This window comes from Acinetobacter sp. 789_lipA, from assembly GCF_058242845.1.
Genome location: NZ_JBZAYS010000001.1, coordinates 323755 through 346752, shown reverse-complemented (window position 1 = coordinate 346752; position 22998 = coordinate 323755). Strand labels below are relative to the sequence as shown.

General features: G+C 43.3%; 20 protein-coding genes, 5 tRNA genes and 1 pseudogene. 18 read left to right on the top strand and 8 right to left on the bottom strand.

Features of this window, described 5'->3' with window-relative positions:
* The first annotated feature begins 94 nt into the window (after positions 1-94).
* The 4 genes from AC4CUZ_RS01635 to AC4CUZ_RS01620 all read left to right on the top strand — a co-directional run bounded on the left by AC4CUZ_RS01635 (position 95) and on the right by AC4CUZ_RS01620 (position 4772).
* Positions 95-2176 (top strand): FUSC family protein, encoded by a 2082-nt coding sequence (locus AC4CUZ_RS01635; protein ID WP_419381168.1) that lies wholly within the window; start codon positions 95-97, stop codon positions 2174-2176.
* A 2-nt stretch (positions 2177-2178) separates the two neighbouring features.
* On the top strand, positions 2179-2385 hold the full coding sequence (locus tag AC4CUZ_RS01630) for a DUF1656 domain-containing protein (protein ID WP_490747159.1): 207 nt from the start codon (positions 2179-2181) through the stop codon (positions 2383-2385).
* Positions 2386-2420: 35 nt separating this feature from the next.
* Positions 2421-3428: an HlyD family secretion protein gene (locus AC4CUZ_RS01625; RefSeq protein ID WP_114837145.1), complete on the top strand. Its 1008-nt coding sequence runs from the start codon at positions 2421-2423 to the stop codon at positions 3426-3428.
* Between the two features lie 106 nt (positions 3429-3534).
* Positions 3535-4772, top strand: a protein-coding gene (locus tag AC4CUZ_RS01620) for an IS3 family transposase (protein ID WP_115613876.1) whose coding sequence is annotated in 2 segments (ribosomal slippage) — positions 3535-3871 and positions 3871-4772 — 1239 coding nt in all. Because the reading frame shifts where the segments join, the coding sequence is not laid out codon by codon here.
* Positions 4773-4882: 110 nt separating this feature from the next.
* On the opposite strand, the gene ruvX is transcribed toward AC4CUZ_RS01620, so the two are convergent.
* From ruvX to recN, 3 genes are all read right to left on the bottom strand, one after another.
* Positions 4883-5326, bottom strand: a complete 444-nt coding sequence (gene ruvX / locus AC4CUZ_RS01615; RefSeq protein WP_004978741.1) for a Holliday junction resolvase RuvX — start codon at positions 5324-5326, stop codon at positions 4883-4885.
* The gene (locus tag AC4CUZ_RS01610; protein ID WP_004692720.1) at positions 5319-5873 is read right to left on the bottom strand and encodes a YqgE/AlgH family protein; all 555 of its coding nucleotides are present in this window, start codon (positions 5871-5873) and stop codon (positions 5319-5321) included. Before AC4CUZ_RS01610 ends, ruvX begins: the two co-directional genes overlap by 8 nt.
* 112 nt (positions 5874-5985) lie before the next feature.
* On the bottom strand, positions 5986-7647 hold the full coding sequence (gene recN / locus AC4CUZ_RS01605; RefSeq protein WP_005400944.1) for a DNA repair protein RecN: 1662 nt from the start codon (positions 7645-7647) through the stop codon (positions 5986-5988).
* Between the two features lie 390 nt (positions 7648-8037).
* Between recN and ppnP the strand changes: the two genes are divergently transcribed.
* From ppnP to AC4CUZ_RS01590, 3 genes are all read left to right on the top strand, one after another.
* A complete protein-coding gene (gene ppnP / locus AC4CUZ_RS01600) occupies positions 8038-8361 on the top strand; it encodes a pyrimidine/purine nucleoside phosphorylase (RefSeq protein ID WP_004692718.1) in 324 nt (107 codons plus the stop codon).
* A gap of 142 nt (positions 8362-8503) precedes the next feature.
* The gene (rlmB, locus tag AC4CUZ_RS01595; RefSeq protein WP_114837765.1) at positions 8504-9253 is read left to right on the top strand and encodes a 23S rRNA (guanosine(2251)-2'-O)-methyltransferase RlmB; all 750 of its coding nucleotides are present in this window, start codon (positions 8504-8506) and stop codon (positions 9251-9253) included.
* Positions 9254-9285: 32 nt separating this feature from the next.
* A complete protein-coding gene (locus AC4CUZ_RS01590) occupies positions 9286-10203 on the top strand; it encodes a DMT family transporter (RefSeq protein ID WP_171355094.1) in 918 nt (305 codons plus the stop codon).
* 13 nt (positions 10204-10216) lie between these two features.
* Here AC4CUZ_RS01590 and coaE read toward each other — a convergent pair whose 3' ends face one another.
* The 4 genes and pseudogenes from coaE to pilB form a co-directional block, all read right to left on the bottom strand.
* Positions 10217-10816 (bottom strand): dephospho-CoA kinase, encoded by a 600-nt coding sequence (gene coaE, locus AC4CUZ_RS01585; protein WP_114837766.1) that lies wholly within the window; start codon positions 10814-10816, stop codon positions 10217-10219.
* Between the two features lie 8 nt (positions 10817-10824).
* A complete protein-coding gene (locus AC4CUZ_RS01580) occupies positions 10825-11685 on the bottom strand; it encodes a prepilin peptidase (RefSeq protein WP_201953379.1) in 861 nt (286 codons plus the stop codon).
* Positions 11685-12930 (bottom strand): annotated as a pseudogene (locus AC4CUZ_RS01575) (type II secretion system F family protein). Before AC4CUZ_RS01575 ends, AC4CUZ_RS01580 begins: the two are co-directional and overlap by 1 nt.
* Before the next feature lie 30 nt (positions 12931-12960).
* A complete protein-coding gene (pilB, locus tag AC4CUZ_RS01570; RefSeq protein WP_114837769.1) occupies positions 12961-14673 on the bottom strand; it encodes a type IV-A pilus assembly ATPase PilB in 1713 nt (570 codons plus the stop codon).
* A gap of 279 nt (positions 14674-14952) precedes the next feature.
* Between pilB and tpiA the strand changes: the two genes are divergently transcribed.
* From tpiA to AC4CUZ_RS01515, 11 genes are all read left to right on the top strand, one after another.
* On the top strand, positions 14953-15744 hold the full coding sequence (tpiA, locus tag AC4CUZ_RS01565; protein WP_114837770.1) for a triose-phosphate isomerase: 792 nt from the start codon (positions 14953-14955) through the stop codon (positions 15742-15744).
* 13 nt (positions 15745-15757) lie between these two features.
* A complete protein-coding gene (gene secG / locus AC4CUZ_RS01560) occupies positions 15758-16087 on the top strand; it encodes a preprotein translocase subunit SecG (RefSeq protein WP_058868796.1) in 330 nt (109 codons plus the stop codon).
* A gap of 53 nt (positions 16088-16140) precedes the next feature.
* A tRNA-Leu gene (locus tag AC4CUZ_RS01555) sits at positions 16141-16225 on the top strand.
* A gap of 49 nt (positions 16226-16274) precedes the next feature.
* A tRNA-Met gene (locus AC4CUZ_RS01550) sits at positions 16275-16351 on the top strand.
* 72 nt (positions 16352-16423) lie between these two features.
* Positions 16424-16500 (top strand) — tRNA-Met (locus AC4CUZ_RS01545).
* Positions 16501-16568: 68 nt separating this feature from the next.
* Positions 16569-16645 (top strand) — tRNA-Met (locus tag AC4CUZ_RS01540).
* Positions 16646-16734: 89 nt separating this feature from the next.
* A tRNA-Met gene (locus AC4CUZ_RS01535) sits at positions 16735-16811 on the top strand.
* A 228-nt stretch (positions 16812-17039) separates the two neighbouring features.
* Positions 17040-17564, top strand: a complete 525-nt coding sequence (gene rimP, locus AC4CUZ_RS01530) for a ribosome maturation factor RimP (protein WP_004692708.1) — start codon at positions 17040-17042, stop codon at positions 17562-17564.
* 39 nt (positions 17565-17603) lie between these two features.
* Positions 17604-19088: a transcription termination factor NusA gene (gene nusA, locus AC4CUZ_RS01525; protein ID WP_004692706.1), complete on the top strand. Its 1485-nt coding sequence runs from the start codon at positions 17604-17606 to the stop codon at positions 19086-19088.
* Between the two features lie 9 nt (positions 19089-19097).
* Complete coding sequence (gene infB / locus AC4CUZ_RS01520) at positions 19098-21797, top strand: translation initiation factor IF-2 (protein ID WP_114837884.1); 2700 nt, start codon at positions 19098-19100, stop codon at positions 21795-21797.
* Complete coding sequence (locus AC4CUZ_RS01515) at positions 21797-22201, top strand: ribosome-binding factor A (RefSeq protein ID WP_004978763.1); 405 nt, start codon at positions 21797-21799, stop codon at positions 22199-22201. Before infB ends, AC4CUZ_RS01515 begins: the two co-directional genes overlap by 1 nt.
* A 287-nt stretch (positions 22202-22488) precedes the next feature.
* On the opposite strand, the gene AC4CUZ_RS01510 is transcribed toward AC4CUZ_RS01515, so the two are convergent.
* Complete coding sequence (locus AC4CUZ_RS01510) at positions 22489-22983, bottom strand: IS630 family transposase (protein ID WP_490747157.1); 495 nt, start codon at positions 22981-22983, stop codon at positions 22489-22491.
* Between the last annotated feature and the right edge of the window lie 15 nt (positions 22984-22998).

The window sequence follows — 22998 nt, the reverse complement described above, 5'->3', positions numbered from 1 at the left end:
ATGAGGTGAGGACGAAGTGATGCTGTTTGTCTGAGCAATGCTGTGTTGAAGAGTTGTTTAAATGTTGTCATTCAGCGCATTTAGAGATGAATTTATGTTCCTCACCAAACAGTTACTCGCATTCCGTCCAAATAAATTGGACTGGATTTTTGCGACGAAAACCTTTTTGGCAGGCATGCTTTCACTTTATGTCGCATTTTCATTAGATTTGGCTTATCCCATTTGGGCGATTGGAACGGTCTTCGTCATCGCAAACCCATATGCGGGTATGACCTCCTCAAAAAGTCTTTATCGGGTGTTGGGAACATTGTTGGGGGCGATTGTTTCGATTGCAGTCACGCCCAACCTGATCAATACCCCAGAATTGTTCACATTATTTTTAGCCACATGGGTCGGGTTTTGTCTATATTTTTCATTGTTGGATCGGACGCCGCGTAGCTATATTTTTATGTTGGCGGGCTATACCACGGTCATTATTTGCTACAACATTGTCTATAACATTGAAACCATTTCCATGTTTGATATGGCGATTGGGCGCTGTATTGAAATCACGGTGGGAGTACTGTGTAGTGCAGTGGTGAATGCGGTACTGTTTCCCATGCATATTGGTCCCGTAGTCAAAACCCGTGTTTCACAGACTTTTCAAGACACCCAAGCGGTTTTTGATCAGATCCTGACAGATGATGTTAAGGCCATTAATTACAGCACTACGCTTAGTCATATCACGCGGGATATTGCCGATATTCATGTGATGGCCGTGCACTTGAGCTATGAAAAATCGACCTTGCAGGGCATGACCAAACCGCTCCAAGAAATGCTGCATCAACTCAGTATGTTGGTGACGAACTTGGTGGCCATGGCCGAGCGAATTCAGCAGTTAGATCACATTGACGCATGCTACCGTCCAGCTTTAGAAAAGGCGCATGCACAGATTGTAAAGTTTTTACAAAGTGATCAGGTCATTTTAGAGCAGGACTTAAACCAGCTACCTGAGCAGTTTGAGTCGAGTTTTCAAGCCGTGTTTGACAGTGCCTTGCCACAGCAGCAAGTCATGTTGGCCAGTTTAAAAATGGATGTGCGTCATTTCACCCAAAATATACGTGCCATTAAGTTGATTTGGCAGCGTATCCAACAGGGGGATGACAGCTTACCCGCAATCGTGACCCCGATTAGTACAAACTATCCCAATTTACATCGAGATCATGGCGTAGCCGTGCGTGGCGGCATTTCAGCTTTTATTGTGGTGCTTGTGGCGACTGGCTTTTGGATTGTCAGTGGTTGGAAAGCGGGTTTTATGATGGCAGAGATGGCCGCTATTTGTGCCTGTATTCTGACCAGTATGGACAACCCCGTTCCTGCCTTAAAAATCTTTATCCGTGCCAGTCTGTATGCGGCGATTATTGTCTTTATTTATGCTTATGGCATCTTCCCACACATCAGCGCTTTTTGGATGTTGGCTGTGGTGTTGGCCCCTTTTTGTATGTACTGTCTGATGCTGTTTTTACATCCGCCGCTCACAGGTTTGGCGCTACCTTTGATAATGGGTGTGGTCATGGGCTTAAATCTGCAAAACCGTTATCACCTTGATCAAGTGATGTTTTTTGATGCATCGATTGGGACGGTGCTTGGCCCCATCATTTCTGTCTATGTGATTCACTTGGTGCGTGCGATGTCGCCGGACATTACCGCCAAGCGAATCCTGTCTTTACATTATAAAGCGATACGACAAGCGCTTTATTTACCTTATGGGGTGGAATTTAGAGTGCATTTGCGCAGTATGTTGGATCGGATAGGCATACTGAATACCAAATTGGTACAGTCCGATCGTTTGAAGCAAAAAATCAATTTGGCCCTGATTGAATCCAGTGCGGTGATTGATTTAACTCGGGTGCAAGAACTGATTGAAAAAATGCCTATGCAGGCCTCTATCACGCTGCATCTACAAGAACTACAAAGCCAAATGGATGCTTATTTTCACGCTAAAGAATTAGACCATAGCGACCTACAGGTCAGACAACACATTTTGGACAAAATTCAGATCATTCAGGCCGAGCTTATACACCTGCAAGACCTAAGCATTGCTCGGCGTTTGCAAGTTTCACTGAATAATATTCAAAGCAGTCTCTGTCATGCGACATGGGATGAAATGTCTCAAGTCCGTTTGCTGGGAGCATAACGATGGGTGAAATTAATATCTATGGTGTGTATGTGCCAGTTTTGGTCATTCAGGCGGTATTGGCCTACATCGTATTACGGTTACTCATGCGGGTGACCGATCCTTGGGTCGACAAAGGCTGGATTTTTTTACCCAGTATTTTTTATTTATGCCTCTACATTACTGTGCTTGGCGTAGTCCATTGGGGTTTTATCGTGAGCTTTGCCTAAGCGCATATCTGATTAAAATGAATGAGGTAAAAGAAATGACATCCTTTGATTGGCGTAAACTGAGCCGTCCCATCACTTTAGTGCTGATTGCGGGTATTGCGATCGCGGTGCTCGTGCATCTTTGGCATTATTATAATGCTGAACCGTGGACACGTGATGGGCGGGTTCGTGGCGATGTGATTCAAGTGTCTTCCGATGTATCAGGCTTAGTCACTGAAGTTTTAGTGCACGATAATCAAAGCGTCAAACAAGGGCAGGTGCTGTTTAAAATTGATGTGGCGCGTCAGGCGCTTGATGTGGAACAAGCCAAATCAGACTTGGCTAAAGCCAAAGCCAGTTTGGCTGCTGCCGAAGCGGAGTTGTTTCAAAGCAAAGCCAATTTGACCAAATCACAAGCCAATAGTCACTTGGCCGATAAAAATGCAGAACGCTATGCCAATTTGATGGATGGTGCTATATCAAAGCAAGAACAAGATCAGATGTTTGCCGTACGAGATCAATCACATGCCGAACATGAACAAATGCAAGCGGCGATTCAGCAGGCCAAAGCCAATATTGCGCAGCAACAGGCATTAATCGATGTAGCCACCAGTAATCTACATTTGGCTGAATTAAACTTAAACCGTTCCGAAGTCCTAGCACCAGCCGATGGCACACTGTCTAATTTTGAGATGAAAGCAGGGAATTATGTCAAAGTGGGGCAGGCGGTAGCGGCATTATTAGATCGCTCGCAGCTTTATGTGGTCGGTTATTTTGAAGAAACTAAGTTAAATAAAATTTATCTCGGTGCACCTGCGACTGTACAGTTGATGGGCGACTCAAACATCTTAAAAGGACATGTGCAGGGGATTGCTTCAGGCATTGAAGATCGTGAACGAACTACAAGTACAGGTTTGTTGGCCAATGTAAATCCAACCTTTAGTTGGGTACGTTTAGCGCAGCGCGTTCCTGTGAAAATTGCACTGGATGATATTCCGAAAAATGAATTGGCCTTTGTCGCGGGGCGAACCGTGACAGTACATATTACCGAGTCACAGCACTAAATTGAGCTCTGTTCATTTCAAAAAAAGCACTGCATAGGCAGTGCTTTTTTAAGATCAATGGATGTCCCGTCCTGAAATAAGTTTACACCTTTAAGAGGCTTATTTTATGGAACATGAACGAGAACAAAGAGTTAAACGTACACAAGGTGATTATAGCTTTGCCTTTAAAATGATGGTTGTACATGAAGTAGAAAAAGGGCAAATTACTTATAAACAAGCTCAGGCAAAATATGGTATTCAAGGAAGATCAACTGTGCTGGTATGGTTACGCAAGCACGGACAACAGGACTGGACTTCGAATATGCCGCCTTCTTCTAAACGCCAATTAACACCCCAACAACGAATCCGCCAATTAGAAAAGCAGTTAGCCGCAGAAAAGCTTAAAACTGAATTTATTCAGGATGTGATTTATCACATTGATAAAGAATGTGGGACTGATCTTGGAAAAAAGTATACCGAGCACGTTTCAAAGATTGGCAAAGCCAAAGAGGACTAAGCGTTTCACGTTATTGTCAGTGGTTGGGAATCACCCGACAAGCTTATTATCAAGCAGAAAAACGTGCTCAAATGACTGCACAAGCAACTGAACAAATACTTGAGTTGGTTATGGAATATCGTTGTCTCATGCCAAGTATCGGAACACGTAAGTTGTATTGGCTTATTAAAGGCAAATTGTTGCAGCGTGGTTTAAAGTGTGGACGGGATCAGTTATTTAAAATATTGAAAGAGCATAATTTATTGATTCGCCCCAAGCGTCGCTATACAAAAACTACGGATAGCAAGCATTGGATGAAGAAGCATCCAAATTTATTAAAGGATTATTCAGCAGTGCAAGCCAACGAAGTCTTTGTTAGTGATATTACTTATGTTGAGAGTGCTGAAGGCGTACATTATTTATCATTGGTGACAGATGCTTATACCCGTCAGATTAAAGGTTATAAGTTATCGAATGATATGCGTGCGGAGAATGTTATGCAGGCTCTACATATGGCGATGCAGCATGTGACGGATCGAGCGACTAGGATGATTCATCATTCAGACAGAGGCTCTCAGTATTGCTCTGAGCTATATCAATCGGCATTGCGCCATTATGGGATATGTCCTTCCATGACAGATGGATACCTTGCGAAACAGTGTTTCTCATATCAAAATGCATTAGCAGAGCGGATTAATGGAATATTAAAGCAGGAGTTTTTAACTACACGATGTCAAACCATGAAGGAGTTAGATCACTTAATTACGGAATCTATCATGATTTATAATTGCTATAGACCACATTTAAGTTTAAATATGAACACCCCGAATCAGATGTATGAGCAAACTAAAACCGAGCTAATTGCTTAACTCGGTTTGAAGTGGAATAGTGTCAATCTATTTCAGGACAAGACAATTTGCTGTGTTGAGATCCGACTCCAGTCATAAAAACCATGTCATCTGTTTTAAGAAAGGCTTACTTAAGGTGTTAGACCTTCAGGATTGCGATACCAACTTTCAATAAATAATGTTGCGGCAAGACTATCAGCAGAAACTTTTTTGCCTCGGCCTTGCGCATGGTAATGGCTCAGCTCATCACGGGCTGCACGAGTACTTAAGCGTTCATCCACCATCCATGTTTCAATATTGGTTTGATGGCGTAAACGACGTGCGAACTTACGTGCTCGAGCAGATAATTCTGACTCGCTATCATCCATATTGAGTGGTAGACCGACTAAAAATACATTGGGTTGATATTGTTTAATAATTTTATGCAGTTCATCCCAATTGGGGATGCCATCTTTCATTGGAAACAAAGCCAAAGGTGTTGCACTTTCAATCAGTGCTTGACCGACTGCCATGCCCATTTTTTGTGTACCAAAATCAAATGCCATAATCATTTGAGGTGTGTTTAAATCAGGCATGTCCAATCTCAGAAGACAACCAGGTTCGGTCCAGCCCGAGCTTTTTATAGGCTGCGTCCCAACGGTCGTCATAAGGAATATTAAAAATCAAATCCATATCAGCATCGCAGACTAGCCAATCACCACGAGACAGCTCATCTTCCAATTGGTTTTTGGTCCAACTGGTATAGCCCAAAGCAATTTGATAGCGACCCACGCCTTCGTTATGCGCAATCGCATCTAAAATATCTTTAGACGTGGTGATACAGATATTTTCGCCCACAGCAATCGAAGAGTGCCATGTCGGCTGACCCGTATGTAAGACAAAGCCAGCTTCTGGACGCAAAGGCCCACCTTGGAGAACATCATGTGGTCGTACGTGATCGGCTTCAATTTCAAGATCATTGAGCAGTTCTTTGACTGAAAGTCCTGAGGGGCGGTTGATGATGATGCCTTGAGCACCTTCCTCATCGTGTCGGGCCAAATAAATCACGGTATGGGCAAAGACTTCATCTGCCATATCGGGTGGGGCAATGAGACAGCGATGCGTCAGATATTGTTTGCTCACCTAAAGGCTTCTCCTTGAAATTAAAATGCTTCTAGTCAAATGTTGTTATCTACCACGTTACTAGACTAATGCACTTTCTCCAAATCTTTTTTTGTGATCCAGTCTACATAAATTAGGCAGATTGAAACTTCAACTGACGTAACTGCTTGGCATGTTGTAGCGTGGTGTCATTAATTTCAACGCCGCCTGTCATGCGTGCGAGCTCATCGATACGCTCATCTTCTTCTAAGTTTAAAATGGTGCTACTGGCAGGGTCGGTCTGACGTTTTTTCACCAACAAGTGCTGGTCGGACTGTGCTGCAACTTGAGCTTGGTGGGTAATACACAGAATTTGCACATGCGAACCCAAGTCGGCCAAGAGACGACCGACAATTTCGGCTGTGCCACCGCTAATACCGACGTCAATTTCATCGAAAACTAAAACTTCAGCTTCAGTTTTTTCAGCATTCATCACTTGCATCACCAACGCGATACGTGACAACTCCCCCCCTGAGGCAACTTTGGCTAATGGTTGCGGTGGGATGCCTTTGTTGGCGGTGAACAGTAATTGGATAAAACTTAGGCCTTCACTAGAAACCTGCTCCATTGGTTCAAACTTAAACTCAAAGTGCGCTTCAGGCAGAGCCAATTGTTTGACCTGTTCGGTTAAATGTTTTGCCAATGGTGCGGCTGCATCGCGACGAATTTGGTCAAGGTACTGGGCTTTATTTAACAGGTCCTGATGCGAGACTTCAACTTGCTCAGCTAGTGTTTCTGGATCTTCTAATAAATGGAGCTGTGCCAGTTCAGATTGCCATTGTTCATGCTCTTGTTTTAAGTGTTCTGGCTGCGTGCGGTACTTACGGGCAAAACGGTGGAACATCTCAAGCTGGGTGTTCAACTCTTCCATGCGTTCTGGGTCATAACTTTGACGGTCAATAAACTGACGTAGATTGGCCGTGGCATCGTCAAGCTCACTTTGTGCATTCAGCAAAGACGTATGAATCTCGGCCAACTGTTCACTGCGTCCAGCATGTGACTCTAAGCGGCGAATAATACTGGAAATTTCTTGATTAATATTTTGTTCAGCATCATCTAAGGCCGTCACGGCATAACTACAGTCCTGCATGATATTTTCATGATGAGACAGGCGGTCGAACTCTTGTTCAATCTCTTTATAGTCGATTTGCACCACATCTTCGAGTTCTTCTAATTGTAAATTCAAAGTATCCATACGTTGTTTACGCGTGGCTTGAGCATCCAATGCGGCTTGGTGCTGACGAATGTCTTTTTGCCATGTGCTATAGGCTTCACGCACAGCTTGCGCTTCTGGGTAGAAGTTATGATAGAGGTCTAACCAGCGTCTTGGATAAGGTGGTTCTAATAGCTGTTGTTGACTGTGTTGGCTATACAGTTGTACCAGCAAACGCCCGATTTCTTTCAATTCAGCTAAGCTGCTCGGACGACCATTAATCCATGCTTTACTGCGGCCAGTGGCAAAGATCACCCGTCTTAAATGAATTTCTCCTGACTCATCATCTAACTCATGTGCCTTTAACCATACGGCTTCAGGACTGTGTTCTTGATAACTAAAAATAGCGGTGACATCGGCTTTGTCTGAACCGAAACGGACATAGTTGGTGTCAGTCCGTTCTCCCAGACAGGCGGACAGAGCATCTAGCAATAATGATTTGCCTGCACCTGTTTCCCCAGTCAGGACATTAAAACCTTGATCGATATCAAGTGCTAAGTGATCGGCTAAAGCAAAATTAATTAAAGTTAAATGTGTCAGCATAAACGCATCCGAGCTGCGAAAAGTTTTAGTTTAAGATAGTGAAGTTTTATTCAGCCGACAAGACGGCAACGCTATTCGTTTTGTGCAAATTCGGCTTATTTTAGCGTGAATCTGAAAGTCGACCTAGCAGATTTTTTAAATCCGACTGTTATAGCAAACACAGCACAAACATGTGGGTATGCGATGTATATAGAAAGAGAACGACTCAGCGAACCGACGCACGGGCAAAAAACACGCCAAAATAGGCTAGAAATTGAGGCAATTGTACGATGGTCGGACTTTAACAAAATATTGATTGAGGGGAATAAAACATCGATTGATTAGTTAATCGCACACCTTTAAACTAGCGAATCAATACGAATATAAATGCGCATTATCTGGAGTGTACGCATGTCAACTCAGTTCGACCATGTCTCTGTCATTAAAAAATCCAATGTTTATTTTGGCGGTTTATGCATCAGTCATACTGTGCAATTTGAAGATGGCACCAAAAAAACGTTAGGGGTTATTCTTCCGACAGAGCAAGCTTTGACGTTTGAAACACATGTAGCAGAGCGTATGGAAATTATTTCAGGCGAATGTCGTGTACAAATTGCTGACAGCGAAGAGAGCGAATTGTTCCGCGCAGGTCAGTCTTTTTATGTGCCTGGCAATAGTCGTTTTAAAATTGAAACTGACGAAGTGTTGGACTATGTGTGCCATCTAGAAGGTTAAGCTTTCAACTGATACTCGCCAAGTAATTTCAAGCGAAATCGGTTAAACTATCCGTTGCACAGCAATCCTGTAAAGTCAGCTTTACAGGATTTTTATTTTGGCACATCGTGTCGATGGTCATTTATCTTTTTAGAGGTCCTACATGGCTAAACCTGAATATTTCTATGGCGTTCATTCGGTGGAGTCATTGTTGGAACTTGAACCTGAGCGCGTACTGACGCTTTTTACCTTAAAAGGGCGCGACGACCAGCGTTTAAAGCGTGTACTTGAGTTGGCTGAACCGTTTGGTATTAGCATACAACAAACCGGTCGTGATCGATTAGAAAAAATGGCGGGCTTGCCATTTCACCAAGGGGTTGTGGCTGCGGTCCGTCCTAATCCAGTTTTCAATGAAAAAGATTTAGAAGCCTTACTGAAACAATCGCCAAATTGTTTATTGCTGGGTTTAGATCAAGTCACCGATCCGCATAACCTCGGCGCATGTATCCGTACTGCGGCTGCAATGGGTGTCGAAGCTGTAATTGTGCCTCGTGATCGTTCTGCAAGTTTGACCCCGACCGCGCGCAAAGTTGCGGCAGGTGGTGCTGAAAAAGTTAAATTTATCCAAGTGACCAATTTGGCTCGGACTTTAGCGCAAATTAAAGATGAGTTTAATGTGCGTGTGGTCGGTACCATGTTGGATGAAAAAGCCTTGCCGCTACAACAGTTCGATTTTACTGGAACGGCTGTATGTGTGGTGATGGGTGCTGAAGATACTGGTCTGCGTCCAATTACCCAGTCTCAATGCGATCAAACAGTTTATATTCCGATGGCGGGCAATCTACAAAGTTTGAATGTCAGTGTAGCAACGGGTATGGCTTTGTATGAAGCATGCCGTCAACGTAATGTCTAAGATTTTTTAATTCCTGATTCAATGTAAGCCCAATGATGACCCCTCAAAAACAAGGCTATATCTTTATTGCCATCACCATGTGTATTTGGGGGGGATTTACCTTAACGGCGCGGCTCAGTGCCAATTGGGGTATTGGTGCGTGGGATATTACCGCCTTACGTTTTCTGTTGGCGTTTTGCATTTTAATGCCAATCTTGATCTATAAAAAAGATACCGCCTTTTTGTGGAAGAAAGAGCCTTTTATTTTGGCGATGATTGGTGGGGTGTGTTATTGCATCACCGTCTATAGTGCCTTTCATTATGTACCTGCGGCACATGCTGCGATTTTTCTTAATGGTTGTATTCCACTTTGCACGGCTGTCGCAGCTTATCTTTTATTTCGACAACCATTTGATCGGCATACTTGGCTCAGCCTCAGTATTATGTTGCTGGCACTGGCGGCCATGAGTGGGTTGATGTATCAAGAAACAGGTGTTGCTTTTAGTTTAGGTGATGGCTTGTTTTTCCTCAGTGCTGTGCTGTGGGGAACATTTACCGTTTTATTAAGACAATGGAAACTGTCGGCGTGGCACTCCATGGCAGGTGTTGCGATTTGGGCTGCGATTATTTTTGTGCCAATTTATGTTTTATTCCTCCCCAAAACCCTAGCGCATGTGCAACCTGTGCAATTGATTGCTCAGGTGATATTTCATGGCGTGTTTGTGGTCATCGTGGCGACCCTCACTTATGTGGAAGCCATTAAGCGTTTGGGAGCATTTAAAACAGGCAGTATTGTGACGTTGGCGCCTTTTATTGCTGCGATTATTGCGGTTCCTTTGCTCAATGAACCTTTGAGTGTTGCCATTTTATGTGGTCTTGTAGGAATGGGAATCGGGGCCTTGCAGCCATGGCGTTGGATACGGCAGGACAGTTTGAAAGCCCAACTCGCACAACAAAAAAAGCAGTCATAATCGACTGCTTTTTTTAGACTTCTGAATGGGCCAAATACTTTAAATGCAAAGGTCTGAGTTGTGCGTATAAGTGTTCCAAGTGTCCATCATTTACCACAATATCATCGGCCAACGCTTGTTTTTGTTCACGAGACATTTGCGCTTTAATGATGGTTTGAATTTGCTCAATGGTTTGATGGTCGCGCTGTGAAGCGCGGAGAATCTGGATATCAATTGAAGCATCGATCAGAAGCGTATGTTGCGTCAGCTCATGCTGATTGGTTTCAAAAAGTAGCGGTGAAACCAAAATCGCATATGTACTGGTCGCGGCTTGTAATTGTTGCATGATGGACTGACGAATTGCAGGGTGGGTGATCTTTTCCAGTTGCTTACGGGCAGACGGGTCCTGAAAAATGTGTTCACGTAAAGCGCGTCGATTCAGTTCGCCATTGTCCAGTAAGGCCCACTCGCCGAAGCTGCTTCGAATTTGCTGAAGTGCAGGCTGACCTACAGCAACAATTTCTCGAGCAACGACATCGGCATCGACTACTTGTATGCCTTGTTGTTCAAACCAGTGGCTTGCGGCAGATTTTCCACTGCCAATCCCGCCTGTCAGACCTAAAATAAATGACATATTATATTTTAATTGCCTAAATATATTTTCATAATTTGCTCACCCCACAGAAAGGCTATCCAACCTGCGATGGCAATATATGGACCAAAAGCAAAAGGCTGATTTTCTTTGCGCACTTTGAGCAGAATGATGCCGATAATGGCACCTACGAAAGAGGAAAGTAGCACAATCAGCGGCAGCAGCAAAGGGCCCATCCATGCGCCTAAAGCAGCAAGTAACTTAAAGTCGCCATAACCCATACCTTCCTTACCTGTGATGAGCTTAAACAGATAGTAGACAATCCATAAGCATAAAAAGCCAATGATGTAACCCCAAATAGCCATCGTTGGTGTGGTGTAAATCGCATAACTATTGACCCCTAAACCCAGAGCTGCAAGGGTGAGGGTATAGCGATCAGGTAAAAGTTGAGTGTCAAAATCAATAAAAGTTAAGGCGATTAAAATGTAAGTGAGTACGAGACCAAACAACATTTGGATTGTTGGGCCAAAGACTGCAACCACGACCAATGCACAAATGGAGGTCAGGAGTTCAATCGCAGGGTAGCGAATACTGATCGGGTTATGGCAAGTGCCACACTTTCCTCGTAGCAGTAACCAACTCATCACAGGGACATTTTGATACCAGCGTATGGCACTTTTACATTGGGGGCAGGTCGAGGCAGGCTTGCTCAACGAGAGTTTCGTTTCATCAATAATAGGCTGTTCAGGATGAAGCAGAAGTTGGCAGTCGGTGCGCCATTCTTGTACCATCATTTTTGGAGTGCGATAGATCACTACATTCAGGAAACTACCAATGCACAAACTAAAAACTCCAACGGCAAAATACAGCGCCATTGGAGTATTGATCAGATAGGAAATTATTTCTTGCATTAAACCACAGAACCCATTTGGAAGATTGGTAGATACATGGCAATTACTAGGCCACCCACAAGTACACCCAAGACTGCCATGATCAGAGGTTCCATCATTGCTGTTAAGCCATCCACCGCATTATCGACTTCGTTTTCATAGTGAGTGGCAACTTTATCCAGCATGGCATCGAGCGCACCAGATTCTTCACCAATCGCTACAATTTGTACTGCCATTGATGGGAATTTATTGGTGGCACGCATCGCGAATTGAAGTTGTTGCCCTGTTGCGACATCTTCACGGATCTTCATCACAGCTTCTTCATAGACTACGTTATTGGTTGCACCCGCGGTAGATTCGAGGGCATCAATTAAGGGTACACCCGCAGCAAAGGTGGTAGACAGGGTGCGGCTATAGCGCGCGATAATTGCTTTATAGACTAAATCACCAAAAATCGGGGCTTTCAGTGCAGCTTTATCCAACATGTCACGAAACTTTTTACTACGCTTTTTGGTTTCGAGTAAAGCTGTAATCACAACACCAACGACAATAATCAAAATGAACCAGTATTTCTGCATCCATTCAGACATATTTACCACCATTTGGGTGAATGCAGGTAAGTCTGCACCAAAGGAGCTGAATAAATCTTGGAACACTGGGACAACTTTGACCATCAAAATAATGGTCACGATCACCGCAACCACAACGACGGTTGCTGGGTATTTCATGGCTTTTTTAATTTTTTGCTTTAACAATTCACTTTTTTCTTTATAGACCGCTACACGGTCCAGCATGGTCTCAAGCGCACCTGATTGTTCGCCTGATTCAACTAATGAACAGAATAAGTTGTCGAAATATTGCGGATATTTTTTGAGTGCTCCCGCAAAGGTATTACCGCCTTCAACTTCACCTTTAATGCCGAGGACAACTTCACGCATAGATGGGTTTTCTAGGCCTTCAGCCACAATTTCAAAACCTTGAACCAGCGGTACACCCGCTTTCATCATGGTTGCGAGCTGTCGAGTGAAAATCGTGATGTCCAGTGAAAATCGTGATGTCCAGTGTGGTCACTTTTTTCTTCATTATCCCTTCAAGAATATTCTTTTTCTTTTCTCGAATACTCTTGATGGTAATCCCTTGTTTGCGCAAAGTAACTTTGGCGAGGGCGAGATTACGTGCAGGCAATTCCCCTTTAATTTTTGCCCCTTTACGATCAATCCCTTCATAATTGAAGGTTGGCATCATCTGTGCTTTTTTGACAGCCATGCATTTATCCTTATTCTTTCAATATTTCAACTATTCGCTGGTTACACGATTCACTTCTTGTAAGGAAGTGACCCCCTGCATAACCTTGAGTAAACCTGAACAACGTAAATTGTTAAATCCTAATTTTGCAGATGCTTCCGCAATCTGTAAGGCATTGCCATCTTCCATAATAATTTTTGAAATTTCTGGCGTGACTTTCATGACTTCATAAATACCAACACGTCCTTTATAGCCTTCACGGCACTCAGCACACCCCACCGGTTGATAAACTTTGAAATCTGGATCTTTGATATCTGTGGAAGTAAAGCCCATTTCGAGCAAACTTTGTTCAGGAATATCGACAGCGGCTTTGCATTGGCTGCATAAGCGGCGTGCCAAACGCTGTGCAATCACCAAATTGACCGATGTCGCAATGTTAAAAGATGGAACCCCCATATTACGTAAGCGTGTCAGAGTTTCAGGTGCACTATTGGTGTGGAGTGTCGACATGACCATGTGACCTGTCTGTGCAGCTTTAATTGCGATTTCAGCTGTTTCAAGGTCGCGAATCTCACCAACCATCACAATATCAGGATCTTGACGTAAGAAGGACTTCAGCGCAGCAGAGAAGGTGAGGCCGACTTTATTGTTCACATTGACCTGATTAATGCCTTCTAAGTTAATCTCAACAGGGTCTTCCGCAGTTGAAATATTGGTGTCTTCTTTATTTAGAATATTCAAACCTGTATACAGCGATACCGTTTTACCTGAACCTGTCGGGCCAGTTATTAACAACATGCCTTGCGGTTTGTCTAAAGCCTGCATAAATAGGTCTTTTTGATCTGGTTCATAACCTAAAGCATCAATCCCCAGCATAGCACTGGATGGATCGAGAATACGTAGAACCAGCTTTTCGCCAAATAAGGTTGGAAGTGAGTTGACACGGAAGTCGATGGCTTTGCTTTTCGACAGCTTTAATTTAATTCGGCCATCTTGCGGGACGCGCTTTTCAGAGATGTCCATTTGTGACATAACTTTTAAACGTGAGGCAAGACGAGTCGCCAGTTGTAGTGGTGGACTGGCAATATGACGCAGAACCCCATCTACTCGATAACGGACACGGTAAGATTTTTCATAAGGTTCAAAGTGCAAGTCTGATGCGCCCATACGAATCGCATCAATCAGTAATTTATTGATGTATTTGACGATCGGTGCTTCATCCCCTTGAGGCGAGTCATCTTCTTCGTCATTGGAGTTCTGATGGTCTTGCTCTAAGTCTAAATCAATATCTTCATCAGAAAATTCAAAGCTATCGGCTTGCGCGAAATTTTGTTCGATTAGTTTTTCAAGCTGAGGATATTCAACAATAATCGCTTCAATGTTCATTTTAGAATTGAAACGAATCGCGTCCATTGCATCCATGTTGGTTGGATTGCTGGTGGCGATATAGAGGATATTGCCACGACGGTAAATCGGCAACACACGATGCTTGGTGATAAGTCTATCTTCGACCAGATCTCGTAGAATTTGTACCGAATCATAGACACTTAAGTCAAAAACAGGCTCTCCAAACTCCAAAGAAATCGTCTCAGCGATCATTTGTGGGGAGAGTTTATAATTTTCAATCAGATAAGGAACGATGTCTTGCTGAGCTTTTTTTGCAGAGAGCATTGCCTGCTGCATATTTTCAGCAGGCATGCGTCCGTCTTCGACTAAGCGTCGAATGAAGCCTGTGAACTTAGGCAAACCATTTGATACTGACATTCCCCAGATCCTTAACTTCTCAATTGTTTATAATTGGTATCGTAAAATTATACTTTTGTTGCACAAAAATACCATATCTGAAAGTGTTGTCACTACCTTAATATCGCTTAAAAGCATGAACTGGTCGTGATAGCAGGCGGTTTTTTTACAAAAAGATGTCTTTATTTTCATTCGTATTATTTTGATTGCCGAAGAAATTCTAGAAGAAAACTATCTTTGAAAAATAAATACCGTGTAGAATGAGGCCGTTTTAATGAACTGTTTTGAATAGGGTGCTGTATGTCGGGTTCGACGATTAAGCCATGGGTTGTCGGCAATTGGAAGATGAACCCAATGCAGGCAGATGCCAAGCAATTGCTTCAAGAATTTAAACAGCTCTTGCAAGAGAATGAAATAGCAGAAGAAAAATGTAATATTGGGCTGGCGCCTGTGACGCTTGCTTTGACTTTAACGCAGGCTGAGTTGGCGAATGCTGTACGTTCAGTTTTTACTGTAGCGCAAGATGTTTCGCGTTTTGGCAACATGGGTGCATATACCGGTGAGGTGAGCGCAGAGCTGCTCAAAGATAGTCAAATCGAATATGTTTTGATTGGTCACTCAGAACGTCGTGAATATTTTGCTGAAAGCGCAGCAATTTTAAATGCGAAAGCCCAAAATGCATTAAATGCGGGTTTAAAAGTCATTTACTGTGTCGGTGAAAGTTTAGAGCAGCGTGAGTCTGGTCAGGCAGAAGTAGTGGTTTTACAACAAATTTGCGATTTAGCCAGTGTGGTAACGGCAGAGCAGTGGCTTCATATTGTGATTGCCTATGAGCCAATTTGGGCCATTGGTACAGGAAAAACTGCTTCACCAGAAGACGCGCAAACCATGCATGCTAAAATCCGTGAAGGCCTCACGCAAATTACCAGTCATGGCGCGAACATGGCCATTTTATATGGCGGTAGTGTAAAAGCTGAAAATGCAGTAGAGTTAGCGGCCTGTCCAGATATCAATGGTGCACTCGTCGGTGGGGCATCTTTAAATGCAACGTCGTTTTATAAAATTGTCGAAGCATTTGCAAATACAAAATAATTAGGAGTTCAGCATGCAAACTTTTGTGCTGGTAGTACATATTATCTTAGCTGTGTTGATGATCGTGCTGATTTTGGTCCAGCATGGTAAAGGTGCAGATGCTGGTGCTTCGTTTGGTGGTGGCGGTGCTGCAACTGTATTTGGTGCATCAGGTTCAGGTAATTTCTTGACCCGATTGACTGCGGTTTTGACGGCCTTGTTTTTTATCACCAGTTTGTCGTTGGCTGTGTTTGCCAAAAAGCAAACCACAGATGTCTATAGCTTAAAGTCAGTGCAAACGACAAGTTCTGCACCTGCACAATCGACTGAAACTTCGCCAGCTGCACCTAAAACAAGCGAATAATTGGAATTAGTCCTTTCTTTTTTGTGACGATGCTACTAGAATGCGTCACAGCTGCGGTGGTGGTGGAATTGGTAGACACGCTACCTTGAGGTGGTAGTGCTTTCGGGCGTGGGGGTTCAAGTCCCCCCTTCCGCACCAACTTATGAATCCAGAAGATTAAGTTGGTGTATGCAGCAAATTCTGTTGATGCGGGATGGAGCAGTCTGGTAGCTCGTCGGGCTCATAACCCGAAGGTCGTTGGTTCAAATCCAGCTCCCGCTACCAATCAATCTTATTTTAGAAGCAAACTAAAGTGAGTAACTTAAGTGATTAAGTTAAGAATATTTTGCGTTTTGATGCGGGATGGAGCAGTCTGGTAGCTCGTCGGGCTCATAACCCGAAGGTCGTTGGTTCAAATCCAGCTCCCGCTACCAATCTTATTTTAGATGCAGACTAAAATAAGCAGTTTAAGTGATTAAATTGAATAATTTTTGCGTTTTGTTGCGGGATGGAGCAGTCTGGTAGCTCGTCGGGCTCATAACCCGAAGGTCGTTGGTTCAAATCCAGCTCCCGCTACCAATTTGATTTAGGTGCAACTAAATCAGAGCAAGTACGAAGTATTTAGATTGAAAAATAATTCATATTTGTATATAATTTTTGCACGTTGATGCGGGATGGAGCAGTCTGGTAGCTCGTCGGGCTCATAACCCGAAGGTCGTTGGTTCAAATCCAGCTCCCGCTACCAAGTTTCTAAAAAGAGGCTCACAACAAGGTGGGCCTTTTTGCACAGTGGATATTAATTTTCTGTGCAATAATTGGGGCGATTACGCCCTTTTTTATTGGCTATCGTGTAGTGTCGATGTGAGCCGGATACGGTGAAAGTCAAAGTGTCATGTTCCACTACTACTATAGTTTGTATTGGCTTGTAGTGGTCTGTTTCGGCCATTGAATCGCACAAAAATGACGAGAGTAAATGAAGCTATCAAATAAAACTCAAGCACTCCAAGACTTAATTGCTCCTGCAGTGCAAGCCTGTGGTGTTGATCTTTGGGGGATTGAATTCCTTCCTCAAGGAAAACGTTCTTTATTGCGCATTTATATCGACAAAGCTGTCGACGAAAATGCAGAACCCATCATCAATGAAGATGGTGAAGAAGAGCAGGGCCGTGGCATCGGCGTACAAGACTGTGTACGCGTGACCCAGCAAGTCGGCGCAATGATGGATGTCCATGATCCAATTTCAGGTGAATATGCACTTGAAGTGTCATCTCCGGGTTGGGATCGTCCATTTTTCCAACTTGAACAATTACCTGCATATATTGGTCAACAGATCGCTTTCCGTTTGATCAGTGCGGTCGATAACCGTCGTAAATTCCAAGCTAAATTGGTTGCTGTAGATCTTGAAGCTGAAATGATTCAAGTCGAAGTGGAAAAGCAACAGGTGCTTGAAATCGATAGTAATAATATTGATAAAGCCAATTTGGTCTATCAAGATTAATTCATTTAATAAATAAGAATCTGAACGAATAGGTGGCTTATGGCACGTGAAATTCTTACCGTAGTTGAAACGGTTAGTAATGAAAAAGGTGTACCTCGTGAAGCGATTTTCGAAGCCTTAGAACAAGCGCTTGTTGCTGCGACTAAAAAGAAATTTTACGAAGGAACAAACTCTGAAGAAGCTCAGCTTCGTGTAGAGATTGATCGTAAAACGGGTGAATACAGCACTTTCCGTCAATGGGAAGTGGTTGCGGATGAAGATCATGAGATGCCAGCATGTCAAGATGCGATTTCAGATGTTGATCCTGCACAATGGTCGATTGGTGATATTCGTGAGCTTGAAGTGCCTTCAATTGACTTCGGTCGTATTGCGGCGCAAATTGCAAAACAAGTCATTGTTCAAAAGATTCGCGAAGCTGAACGTGCGCTGATTGCAGATGCCTACGAGTCTAAAGTGGGTGAGTTGATCTACGGTGAAGTGAAAAAGCAAACCAAAGATGGATTTATCATTGACTTAGGTGACAATGCTGAAGCGTATCTTGCACGTGAAGAAATGATTGCAAAAGAAATTTTGCGTCCGAAGCAACGTGTAAATGCGATTTTGTTCAATGTGAATCGTGAAGGTCGTGGTGCTCAACTACAATTGTCACGTGCCAAGCCTGAAATGCTCATCGCTTTGATGAAGAAAGAAATTCCTGAAATTTCTGAAGAAATCATTGAGATTAAAGCGGCAGCGCGTCAACCTGGTGTTCGTGCTAAAATTGCTGTGAAAACCAATGATCATCGTATTGATCCAGTGGGTGCATGCATTGGTATGCGTGGTACACGTATCCAAGCAGTTCAGCAAGAATTGAACGGTGAGCGTATTGATGTTGTTGTATGGTCTGATGATCCTGCACAGTACATTGCAAGTGCTTTAGAGCCAGCAGATGTATCGGGTATTGTGATTGATGAAGAAGAACGTACAGCGGACATTATTTTCGCAACTAGCGATCAATTAGCGCGTGCGATTGGTTCACAAGGTCAAAACGTACGTTTAGCCTCTGAACTTACAGGCTACAAACTCAACATGATGCTTGAAGATGAGTATCATGCTCGTCAGCAAAATGAAGCACAACAATACTTAGACCTATTTGTATCGCGTCTAGATATTGAAGAAGATTTGGCAATGGCATTGGTTGAAATGGGCTTTACTTCTTTAGAAGAGATTGCTTATGTTCCAGCTGAAACATTTGACGAAATCGAGCTAGATGCTGAAGTTGTTGAATTACTTCAAAGTCGTGCCAAAGAAGTTGCATTGGCTGATGCATTACAGCAGCAAGAAAACATCCAAGATCCAAGCGCGGAACTCGTTGCAATGGAAGGGATGACGCAAGAGATTGCTTATGCACTTGCAGCACGTGGTGTCATCACAATTGATGACTTGGCTGACCAAGCGACTGACGATATTGCTGATATTGAAGGTCTAGGTACAGAGAAAGCGGGTCAACTTATTATGAAAGCGCGCGAATCATGGTTTAACTAGGAGATCTACATGACGGATAAGACGATACAAGAGTTAGCTCTCAGTGTGAACCGCCCTGTTGAGAAGCTCCTAGAGCAGGTTCGTGATGCTGGTTTACCACAGCGTAAATCGGACGATATAATCTCTACTGAACAACAAGATGCCCTCGTGCACCATTTGAAGAAAATTCATGGTCAAGACGATGGTCAGGCAGGAAAAATCACGTTGAAACGTAAAACGACCAGTACCGCTAAAGTAGCGAGTACCTCAGGTAAGGCAAAAACGATTAATGTAGAAGTTCGCAAGAAACATACATTTACCAAGCCAGATCCAGAACAAATTAAAGCGGAAGCTTTGGCAAAAGCGCAAGCGGAGCAACAAGCTCGTGCGAACGTTCAAGCTATGGTTGAACCTAAAGCTGAAACTCCAGCAGTAAATAAAGCGGCTGCAAACTTTGAAGCGATGCGTGCTGCTGCAAAGCAAGAAACGACGAAGCAAGAAGTAGCAAAAGCTGCGGTAGTTGTGAAGCGTAAATCAAACAATAAGCCTGTGGTTAAAGCACAAGTTAAAGTTGTTGAAACACCTGAACAGAAAAAAGCACGTGAAGCTCAAGCCGCTCAATTAAAAGCGACTGAAGAAGCAGCACGTCGTAAGGCAGCTGAAGAAGCGCAGCAACGTACACTTGAACAAATGCGTCAAATGGCATCTAAGTATTCAAACGAAGATGCAACTGCGACCATTCGTGTAGTGGATGATTCTCCACTTGCTGCGGGTCTAGTTGGCCAAGCATATGAAGACTCATTTGCGAAAGAAGACCGTGAAATCAAACGTGGTACCAATACGCCAGCTACACGCGCACCGAAGAAAGGTGGTCGTCGTGGTGAAGAGCAATCTTTCCGTGATAACTCGCATAAACGTGGTTTGAAAACAAGCTCTGCAAACAAGCATGGCTTTGAAAAACCGGTTAAAAAGCAAGTTTATGATGTTGAAATTGGTTCAACCATTGTGGTTGCTGACTTGGCTGCGAAAATGGCAGTTAAGGTACGTGAAGTAATTAAGTCACTTATGAAAATGGGTGAGCTTGTTACTCAGAACCAAGCGATTGACCAAGAAATTGCAGCATTAATCGTAGAGGAAATGGGCCATAACCCAGTTCTTGTATCGGATACGCAAGCTGAAGATAACTTACTTGAAGCAGCAGAAGAAGCACGTGGCGCTCAAACGACTCGTCCTCCTGTTGTGACCATTATGGGTCACGTTGACCATGGTAAGACATCGTTACTTGACCGCATTCGTCGTTCAAAAGTGGCAGCTGGTGAAGCGGGTGGTATCACTCAGCACATCGGTGCGTACCATGTAACGACTGATAAAGGCATTATCACATTCTTAGATACCCCAGGACACGCAGCATTTACTGCAATGCGTTCACGTGGTGCGAAATCGACAGACATCGTGGTATTGGTTGTTGCAGCGGATGATGGTGTAATGCCACAAACAGCTGAAGCGATTGATCACGCACGTGCTGCAGGTACACCAATTATTGTTGCAATCAACAAGATGGATAAAGAATCTGCTGATCCAGATCGCGTATTGAATGAATTGACCGTGAAAGAAATCGTTCCTGAACAATGGGGCGGTGACGTTCCTGTTGCAATGGTTTCAGCACATACAGGTCAAGGTATTGATGAACTTCTAGATATTATTTCAATCCAAGCTGAATTACTTGAGTTGAAAGCATCTGAAGAAGGTGCTGCTCAAGGTGTCGTGATTGAAGCACGTGTAGACAACAGCCGTGGTGCGGTAACGTCTATCCTTGTTCAAAACGGTACATTGAAAGTAGGTGACCTTGTTCTTGCAGGTGCATCTTACGGTCGCGTACGTGCGATGACAGATGAAAACGGTAAACGTATTCAATCTGCAGGTCCTTCAATTCCAGTTGAAATTTTAGGTCTACCTGAAGCGCCAATGGCGGGTGATGAAGTTCTGGTTGTGAATGACGAGAAAAAAGCACGTGAAGTTGCCGATGCGCGTATGGATCGTGAACGTCAAAAACGTCTTGAGCGTCAAAGCGCAATGCGTCTTGAAAATATCATGGCGTCTATGGGCAAGAAAGATGTGCCTATCGTCAATGTGGTATTGAAAACTGATGTACGTGGTACATTGGAAGCATTACACGTTGCTCTTGCTGACCTTGCAACAGACGAAGTTAAAGTCCGTGTTATTGGCTCAGGTGTTGGTGCGATCACTGAATCTGACGTAACACTAGCTGAATCTTCTGAAGCGGTACTTCTTGGCTTTAACGTACGTGCGGATAACGCAGCTCGTCAAAAAGCGGATGCTGACGGCATCGATATTCGTTACTACTCAATCATCTATCAATTGATTGATGATGTGAAAGCAGCGATGAGCGGTAAGCTTGCGCCTGAACACCGTGAAACAATTCTGGGTGTGGCTGAAGTACGTGAAGTGTTCCACTCAAGTAAGTTTGGTGCAGCAGCAGGCTGTATGGTACTTGAGGGTATGTTACACCGTAATAAACCGATTCGTGTCCTTCGTGATGACGTGGTTGTGTTCCAAGGTGAGCTTGAGTCACTTCGTCGCTATAAAGAAGTGGTTGAAGAAGTTCGCGCAGGTATGGAATGTGGTCTTGCGGTTAAAGGTTATAAAGACATCAAAGAAAAAGACAAGATCGAAGTCTATGATGTTCAATTGATCAAACGGAGTCTTTAATGGCGGGTAGTCAACGTCTTAAGCGCATGGCGGATACAGTACAACGTGAGTTGTCTGAACTAATTCGCCAAGAGTTGAAAGATCCACGCTTAGGTGGTCTCGTGACCATCTCTGCGGTGAAGGTTAGTCCAGACTTAGGTTATGCTGAAGTATATGTGACTGTGATGGGCCGTGAGCTTGGCGATGAGCAAAGTGAAGCAGCCAATAAAGAAACTTTAGATGTGTTGAACAAAGCATCTGGTTTCTTGCGTCACGAACTCGGCCGTCGTATTAAGACACGTATTACACCGCGTTTGCGTTTCCATTACGATAAAACCAATGCATATGGTAACTATATGTTTGGCCTGATTGCTGAAGCAGTGAAGGATTTACCCGCTGACGAAGCAAACAAAGATGATGAATAATTCAGTCTAACTGAATCAAAAAGCCACCTTCGGGTGGCTTTTTTTATGCGGAGTAATGGCTGGAGCTAGATCAAGATTTGAAATGTGTTACACAGGATTATGATAAGGGAATAGAGGGTTGAGCTTTTAGGGATTATTTTGACCATCAAGTTGCTGTGGACTGGATTGATATGGGCAATGATTTAATAGTGGGACACTTTGATCATTTTAATTTTTGCGTAGATTGAGTATTAAGCAGATTGATCAGTCCATCTATGTTGGTCAATGTAATGGATGTGACACTATAGTCAAACTACTTTATTATTCATACAAGATTCGAAAAAAACTCGAAATAACTCATCGACTGAGTCGATCAACCATTCTTTACGCTTACGTTTAACCCATGCCCACATCTGTTCTATAGGATTTAAATCAGGGCTGTATGCAGGAAGCCAAAGAATTTTATGCCCTTGTTGTTCCAATAACTCCTGAATATCTGCTCTTTTATGAAATGCTGCATTATCCATAACCACTACACTATTTTCTGGTAATGCCGGTATGAGGAATTGCTCAATCCAAAAATGAAAAACATCTGAATTGATTTTGCAGTCAAATAAACCGACTGAAAATAACTTACCCTCATGGATTGCTCCAATGGCATTGGTCTGATTCTTTAATTGCCAATTATATTGCCATAAACAGGGTACTCCTTTTCGTGAGTAGCCATGAGGTCTATAATCATGTGACTTAAAACCACTTTCATCCAGATAAATAATCGGATGGTTTTTTTCTAATTCATTCACTTGCAGAATAAATTT